At 49.6% G+C, this 7206-nt stretch carries 7 protein-coding genes; 1 reads left to right on the top strand and 6 read right to left on the bottom strand.

Going from position 1 to position 7206, the window contains the following annotated elements; genetic code table 11:
• Nucleotides 1–208 precede the first annotated feature (208 nt).
• The 6 genes from CLV60_RS20225 to CLV60_RS20200 all read right to left on the bottom strand — a co-directional run bounded on the left by CLV60_RS20225 (nt 209) and on the right by CLV60_RS20200 (nt 6564).
• Entirely contained in the window at nt 209–1066 is an 858-nt protein-coding gene (locus tag CLV60_RS20225; protein ID WP_106597171.1) for a hypothetical protein, read from the bottom strand.
• Between the two features lie 83 nt (nt 1067–1149).
• Entirely contained in the window at nt 1150–2580 is a 1431-nt protein-coding gene (locus CLV60_RS20220; RefSeq protein WP_106597170.1) for a hybrid sensor histidine kinase/response regulator, read from the bottom strand.
• Nucleotides 2581–2599: 19 nt separating this feature from the next.
• A complete protein-coding gene (locus CLV60_RS20215; RefSeq protein WP_106597169.1) occupies nt 2600–4060 on the bottom strand; it encodes a sigma-54-dependent transcriptional regulator in 1461 nt (486 codons plus the stop codon).
• Between the two features lie 26 nt (nt 4061–4086).
• Nucleotides 4087–5529 carry an RNA polymerase factor sigma-54 gene (gene rpoN, locus CLV60_RS20210; RefSeq protein WP_106597168.1) on the bottom strand — a complete coding sequence of 481 codons (1443 nt, stop codon included), beginning with the start codon at nt 5527–5529 and terminating at the stop codon, nt 4087–4089.
• A 448-nt stretch (nt 5530–5977) separates the two neighbouring features.
• Nucleotides 5978–6268: a hypothetical protein gene (locus CLV60_RS20205; RefSeq protein ID WP_229211057.1), complete on the bottom strand. Its 291-nt coding sequence runs from the start codon at nt 6266–6268 to the stop codon at nt 5978–5980.
• Nucleotides 6269–6300: 32 nt separating this feature from the next.
• On the bottom strand, nt 6301–6564 hold the full coding sequence (locus tag CLV60_RS20200) for a YtxH domain-containing protein (RefSeq protein WP_106597166.1): 264 nt from the start codon (nt 6562–6564) through the stop codon (nt 6301–6303).
• Between the two features lie 210 nt (nt 6565–6774).
• Here CLV60_RS20200 and CLV60_RS20195 point away from each other — a divergent pair, with 210 nt between their 5' ends.
• Nucleotides 6775–7152 carry a response regulator gene (locus CLV60_RS20195; RefSeq protein ID WP_106597165.1) on the top strand — a complete coding sequence of 126 codons (378 nt, stop codon included), beginning with the start codon at nt 6775–6777 and terminating at the stop codon, nt 7150–7152.
• Nucleotides 7153–7206: the final 54 nt, after the last annotated feature.

Below are 7206 nucleotides of genomic sequence, written 5' to 3'. Positions count from 1 at the left end.
ATCTTGCCCATGTATTTCTAATGTCGTAATTAAAAATACAAAAAAGCCCTCGTTCTACATAGTAGAAAAAGGGCTTTTGCTTTTGGGTCACCCTCACGCTATTCGCAGGCCTCTGGCCGGTCTTGCACATCCGACCGGCCAGAGGCCTGCGAACAGTTTACGCGAAGCAACAGCTTCGCGCCATAGAACAGTTTGCGGATGGCCTTTTTTATATTTTGGAATGGCTCATGGGAGAGAAATCATACCCGATATGAAACACATAGCGTAGCGAAATCCCGAAGTTCCAGCCGGAGCCGTCGCCTTCGATCCGTGCCCTTTCGGTTTCAACACCATTCACTTTGTATACCAGGTCTGTCGTCAGTGAGTTACCCATTCCCCATTGTTTGCGGGCAAAAAGCGACATGTCAATCGATTTCGCGACCTTGATCACATATTCCGCCGACGCTTCCACCAGGCCTGTCATGGACTTGGCAATGCGTGTATCGCTCGACATGAACAACGTATCCACTCCCTGCCGGCGCCCCTTTTCCCGGTAGCCTGAAAACTCCATATAATCTTTCGATTTGCCCGAATTCGGTACCAACCCGGCACCCGCGCTGATCCAGAATGCCGACTTGCGGACGGAGGGTTTCCCCCAAAGCAGCCGCATTTTCCCACGGACAATCAGGCTGTTTTTATCGTTTTCCATCTGGTATTTCAGCGGGTTATCCCCGTAAATCATCAGCACATTGTGAATGGCGGAGCGGTCATATTCTACCTCCACATTCCATTGCTCCTTGAAAACCCATCCCGCCGTAACACCCCAGGCCGAGACCGTAGGCGACTGCGTACCGATCAGTTCATCGAAATCATTATCTATCGTATTCTTGTCGGTCCGCACAAAACCGCTTACACCCACGTACCAGCGGTCATGGACTTTCACATCGCCAAATTTTTTGAGAAACGATTCGGTGTTATACGGCTTAGCACCAATGGGTCTGGTGTAGCTTTTGCGGTAGTAATCTTGGTCCTGAGCGCGGACATGAAGAAAAGCGATAAAGAAGAGGATCGTAAAAATGGGTTTCATAGAAGTGCTCCTTTTTTCTCTCCTTACGCGCGCACAAGCCCGATCGTTGCATGAAAACCGCCGGCTAATGCAGTTGGAAGCAATTACTTGCCGGTCTGGAAACTGATCGTAAAAGTAGTCCCCACGCCCAATGCGGATTGCACTTCGATCCGTCCGTGGTGCGCATGGATAATGCTCATTGTAGTGGACAATCCGATGCCCATTCCATTGCTTTTTCCTGTGAAGTAGGGTTCGAATATCTTGTCCATATGCTCCTCGCTGATCCCCGATCCATTATCGACAAACACCACCTGAATGTGGTCTCCATGGTTCCTTGTAGCGATCCGGAGTATACCCCGGTCCTCTTCCATGGCTTCGATAGCATTGGTAATAAGGTTCAGGAAGGCCATTTGCAGCGAAACACGGTCAAGGGGCAATGCGAGCTCTTCGTCGGCAAACTCATTGACAATCTGAATCCTTTTAAGCTGCACACGGTCGAGTGCGGCACTAATGGCCTGGCTCAATACCGAATGTACCGAACTCTCTATCAGCTCAATATCTTCCGAAGAAGAGGGTTGCAACAGCAGCGTAATGAGGTCATTGATCCGCGTGCAATTCCGCTTGATGATCTGCGTGTAGAATTTGTGGTCCTCATCGGCCAACTCCATTTCCAGCTGCTCCGCCGAAAGGTTCACGTTCGTGAGCGGGTTGCGCACCTCATGCGCGAGCATGCGTACGAGCCTGCCGGTCACCGCTATTTTTTCAGAAAACAACCTTTCCTTTTCCGACTGTTTCCGCGCCGTCATATCATGCAACCGGCCCTGGATATAGGGATGGTCGTCGTCGACCTCCACCGACGCTGAAAACAGGCAGTACTTCTTATCTGCATCCTTGGTGAGCAAGCGTATTTCATGGTCGTGAATGGGCTGTTCGGCGATGTCTTTCCAGCGCGTCCCGAACAAGGGATCGTCCACCAATTCGGTGATTTTCTTCTCTTTCAATTGCTCACCCGAATAACCGGTAAGAATACTCGCGGCTTCATTGAAATCGATGATATTGCCTTCGAGGTCACTGATAAACAGGAAGTCATTGGATTCTTCGAACACCCGGCGGTAGCGGCGCTCGCTGTGGCGCAATGCCTTCAAAACCGAGGTCCGTTCCAATGCATACCGGATACTTCTTTCCAGCTTTTCGGCATCCAGCTCGCTTTTGATCAGGTAATCTGCCGCTCCGAGGCGTAGTGCTTCAACAGCGATTTTGGTGTCGCCCTTACCGGTCAGCAGGATAATAGGCTCTTCGCATTCGAAATTGCAGGCGAGTTCGATCAGGTCGATACCCGTATTTTCTCCGAGCAGGTAGTCAAACAGGTACAGGTCAAATTTGTTATTCCTGATCTGGGATTCCGCTTCTTTGAAAGTGGCGCACCAGGTGATATCAAACTTCCAGTTGACCAGATCCTGAAAATATTCACGGGTTAGGAAATAATCATCCTCATCGTCGTCCACCAACAATACCCTGATCAGTTTACTATTCATCCCTGCTGCTGTTCCGCTGTCAGATATCAAATTGTTTCATTTTGTTGTAAAGCGTCTTCCGGTCGATATTCAACAGGCGCGCCGCTTTGCTTTTGTTGAAATTGACATCCCGCAATACCTGCATGATCATGTCATATTCCGCCTCGTTGGCTACGGTTTTAAGGCTTGGCTTGGTGTCGTCCCCATCCGCATTATCCGAAAGCAGGGATGTAGCCGCACCCGCAGCCGGAGCAGGCTCGTCGTCAAGGTCTTTCAGGCGTTTGTAATTGACAATCTCGAACGGCAGCGCCTTTTCCTCGATCAGCTCACCGTCCGAAAGCAGTGTCGCACGCTTGATCACGTTTTTAAGCTCACGCAGGTTACCCGGCCATGAGTAGTTCAGGAAATCGTTTTTAACTTCCTCCGAAAATCCTTTGACATTCTTACCGAGCTCCACATTGGTCGTTTCCAGGAACGCGCCGGCAAAAAGCATCAGGTCGTCTTTCCGGTTCCGTAATGCCGGAACTTCGATCGTAAATTCGTTGAAACGGTAGTAAAGATCTTCCCGAAACTTGCCGTTACGCGCCGAATCGAGCAGCCGCTCGTTACTCGCCACGATAATCCGGACATCCAGATCAATTTCCTTCGAGCCTCCGATACGCCGCATTTTACGTTCCTGCACCACGCGAAGCAGCGCTACCTGTATTTCATACGACAGGTTCGAAACCTCGTCCAGGAACAGCGTACCACCATTTGCCAGCTCGAAATGCCCTATTTTGGTCTGCAAGGCACCCGTAAAGGAGCCTTTTTCATGTCCGAACAGTTCACTGCCCGCCAGTTCCTTTGAAATAGCGCCGCAATCCATCGCTACAAACGGCATATCCTTGCGCTTCGAACGGTTATGGATCTCCTGAGCGATAGCTTCCTTTCCGGAGCCGCTTTCGCCATAAATAATTACGCTGAAATTCGTTGGAGCCACCAGGTCGACCTGCCGGAAAAGGTTATCCGAAACATCGCTGCTGCCCATGACATAACCTGCCCTGGTGCGTGGCTGGCTCTTGCGCGCTGGTTTCGCCGGTTCGCCATTGCCGTCGGATGAGGCCGGAGCCACATATTGCTGCTCTTCATTTTCAGAAGCCTCCGCGTCCGCGATTGCCTTCTTTACGGTCACCAGGATTTCGTCGGGGAAGAGCGGCTTGGTAATGTAATCGTATGCGCCCAGCTTCATCACGTTCACCGCCACTTTGATATCCGAATAACCGGTAATGATCAGGACGGGCACATTGGGCCTTTTCGATTTAATGGTCGTGAGCAATTCGGTCCCGGTAATATCCCCGAGCCGGAAATCGGTCATGACGAGGTCGGGCGAAATGGATTCTATCAATGCGAGCCCGTCTTTGCCGTTCTGGGCTGTTTCTACTATAAAATCATTTTTTGATAAAAAACGCTTCAACAGGAAGCAAATATCCGCTTCATCATCAACAACAACTATTTTTTTCATGCCGGGTGTAAGGGCTTAACTTGGTTTTAAATAGTAACTCTCAACCTCGCGGTAGGTATATTCAATTGCTCGCGGTACTTGGCCACCGTCCTTCTGGCAACGGAATAGCCCTTTTCGGCAAGCATATCTGTAATTTGTTGGTCATTGTACGGGTGGCGCTTGTCCTCCTCGCTCACGATTTCCCGGATCGCCTCCTGGATCTCGCGGTTCGAAACCTCGGTTCCGTCCTCGTTCGTAACGCCCTCTGTGAACAGGTCTTTCAGCAATACAATCCCGAACGGTGTCTGCACATATTTGTTGGTCGTTACACGAGATACGGTAGAAATGTCCATATCGATGATTTCGGCCACATCTTTCAGGATCATCGGGCGGAGCTTCTTGATATCGCCGGTTTGGAAATAGTCGTATTGCAGCTTCACGATCGCCTTCAAAGTGTTCAGCATCGTGTTTTCCCGCTGCTTGATGGCGTCGATGAACCATTTCGCCGAGTTCATCTTGTTTTTGAGAAACTGGTTTGTAGCCTTGTCCTGCTTCTGCTCCGCCATTTGGGTAAAAACCTTGTTCAGCTTCAATGCCGGACTATTCCCCCAGGTAAGCTGTACTTCAATCTCCCCGTCCTCGGTATACCAGAGCATAAAATCGGGCTTGATGCTCTCGTTCACAATGGAGTCGTTACGCAATCCCGACGCCGGTTTCGGATTGAGCGTGGTGATGAGCTGAATTGCCTTTTTCAACGATTCCTCATCCAGCCCGGTGATCCGCATGATCTTGTCATAATTGCGTGAACCCAATTCATCGAATGCGTCCGTAACAATCTTACAAGCCCATTTCCAGGTTTCGTTCTGGTTTTCCATGCGGTTGAGCTGGATCAGCAGGCATTCCCGCAGATCACTGGCCGCGATCCCGGGTGGATCGAGCTGTTGGATGATTTTCAGCATTGTGTTCACTTCGTCGGTATCGATAAACATGCTGTTCGCAAATGAAATATCGTCCGCAATCACATCGCTTTCCCTTCTCAGAAAACCGTCCTCGTCGAGCGAGTCGAGGATGAAGTCGGCGATCAGTTGCTGGCGTTCATCCAGTTGCAGAAAGTGTACCTGCTGTTTGAGGTCGTCCCGGAACGAGATGGCCTCCACCATTGGCCGGGTGTATAATTCATTATCGGCCGACTGGTTATTTGCATACGTTTTATAGTCGGGAATATCGTCGTCGCGGAACTCGTCCCAATCGTAATAATCTTGTACTGAATTATCATCACTACCTGATGAATTGTCCGATTCGTCGAATTCTTCGGGTGCATCCTCCGACGTACTCTCCTCCTTCCCCTCTTCCAGTATAGGGTTTTCTTCCAGTTCTTCTTTAATCCTTTGTTCAAGCTCCATTGTAGTCAGGTGCAGTAAATTCAGCATCTGAATTTGCAAGGGAGAGTATTTTAAAGTCTGTCTCTGCGTCTGCGTCTGTCTTTGCATATAGCAACTAAGGGTAAAATTTACATTCTCTTGGTGCTTTAAATTTACGACTCTTTATTCAATCTTGCCTCAACGGAGAGGTGCGTTACCGAAGATTGCGTAGTTATTTCCACATACTGAGTATTATAATTCAGAATGTAGAGCTAATCCCCATTCAAAAACGCCTCTCTGGTCACTCTGGGAGCCTTTTGAAGCCTCACGACAGCAAGGTGCGTCGCTATGGCCGCTGCCGGCGCCACCTGCGCTCCGACCGCTTCATCTGGCTGAAAATCAAAAGATATCGTACCTTCAAATGGATTCCGGCTTTCGTATCCCCGGTGTTATCGCGCTGTCGGTGCAACGTTTAACATTCGAAAACCATACAGTACAGAATGCAAAACCCTTGCCTATCCCTATAAACGACGAAACCCTCCGGCAAGGGAGGGTTTCTTATCTGGTTCGAGTCTGGTCAGGCAGGCTGTAGAGGCTTTTCGTCGGTCGCATTCTTGACCCAGTACAATCCTTTCAGCAGCAGCTCACGTCCTTCCTCGATACCGTGCTTCATAATCACCTTTTCGATCAGCAGCGGTGCGATCAGATTGAGCGGCATCGGAAGCCGCCTTAGTACGGTCTTTCCTAACAGGGCTCCCAGCCCTATTTCTACACCGCGGCCTGCCATACCTTCGGGACCGGCCATCATCAGGTCTTTGAAATAGTCGACCGTTTGAGCAGCGGTTCCCTTTTTCTTCTGCGACTTCATTGGATCACCTTTTGGTTCCATAGCTATTCCGATCAAATGTTTCCTACCTGTTCACGAGCGGCGCCTGCGTACTCTTCCGCGTACGCCTCCCCTTCCTTTTTCAGTTGGTCGGCAGCCTCGGCCGCCTTCGCCTTACTTTTTTCCAATGCCGCTATCAGGTCGCCCGCCAGCTCATTGGTTTTCTTTTTCAGTTTTTTGATCGTTTTCTTACTATCCTCCGGTGCCAGCAGCAAGCCAATCACCGCACCGGCTACCGCCGCTGTGACTATCCCTAAAATGATTTTGTTCGTTGACATAACACACTTGTTTTAATGTGGATCATTTTGTTTCACCCGGAATTGCCGCAAATCCTGTACCAAACGGAGCGATCGGGTTTAGTCCGCATATGGCAGGGTTATTGCTTTAATTACCGTCAAAGGTTAGTTCGTAATTCAAACGCCATGCGAGTGGCGCCGGAAAATACCTCCGCTACCGATGGCTGAAATTTTTACTTCTCACACAGCGCTATGAAAATTGTTATTATTGAAGATGAACGGGATTTGGGAGTGTTGATGCGCAATTTTCTAGTCAGGCAATTGAATATTAAAACACCCGATGGCAACGTCAGGGTGGTAGCCTCATTAATGGAAGGCATTGATTGCGTCCGGGATATGCGTCCCGATTGGATATTCATAGACAACAACTTACCCGATGGAAAGGGTATACAGGCAATCCGGCAAATACGCGACGTACACCCGGGTAAGCAAGCAAAAGTGGTGATGATGAGCGCCATGACGAATCTGAAAGAAGAAGCGTTCAGAAACGGCGCCGACTTTTTCCTCGATAAACCCATCAGCTTTGTAGAAGTCAAGAATATCTTCACAAAACCTGCAAACGAAATCTGAGCCTGGCGGCTACTGGCATCACAGCGAATCGTGGAAATACTTGCATCAATTGGG

Source organism: Dyadobacter jiangsuensis, from assembly GCF_003014695.1.
Lineage (GTDB): Bacteria > Bacteroidota > Bacteroidia > Cytophagales > Spirosomataceae > Dyadobacter > Dyadobacter jiangsuensis.
Note: the sequence above shows the minus strand (reverse complement) of the source record. Positions and strands in the feature narration are given on the sequence as shown.

What these genes read in the sequence shown, in the direction of transcription:
- rpoN (WP_106597168.1), bottom strand. Translation starts at nt 5,529, where the DNA reads ATGCAAAGACAGACGCAGACGCAGAGACAGACTTTAAAATACTCTCCC.
- CLV60_RS20200 (WP_106597166.1), bottom strand. Translation starts at nt 6,564, where the DNA reads ATGTCAACGAACAAAATCATTTTAGGGATAGTCACAGCGGCGGTAGCC.
- CLV60_RS20220 (WP_106597170.1), bottom strand. Translation starts at nt 2,580, where the DNA reads ATGAATAGTAAACTGATCAGGGTATTGTTGGTGGACGACGATGAGGAT.
- CLV60_RS20205 (WP_229211057.1), bottom strand. Translation starts at nt 6,268, where the DNA reads ATGAAGTCGCAGAAGAAAAAGGGAACCGCTGCTCAAACGGTCGACTAT.
- CLV60_RS20225 (WP_106597171.1), bottom strand. Translation starts at nt 1,066, where the DNA reads ATGAAACCCATTTTTACGATCCTCTTCTTTATCGCTTTTCTTCATGTC.
- CLV60_RS20215 (WP_106597169.1), bottom strand. Translation starts at nt 4,060, where the DNA reads ATGAAAAAAATAGTTGTTGTTGATGATGAAGCGGATATTTGCTTCCTG.
- CLV60_RS20195 (WP_106597165.1), top strand. Translation starts at nt 6,775, where the DNA reads ATGAAAATTGTTATTATTGAAGATGAACGGGATTTGGGAGTGTTGATG.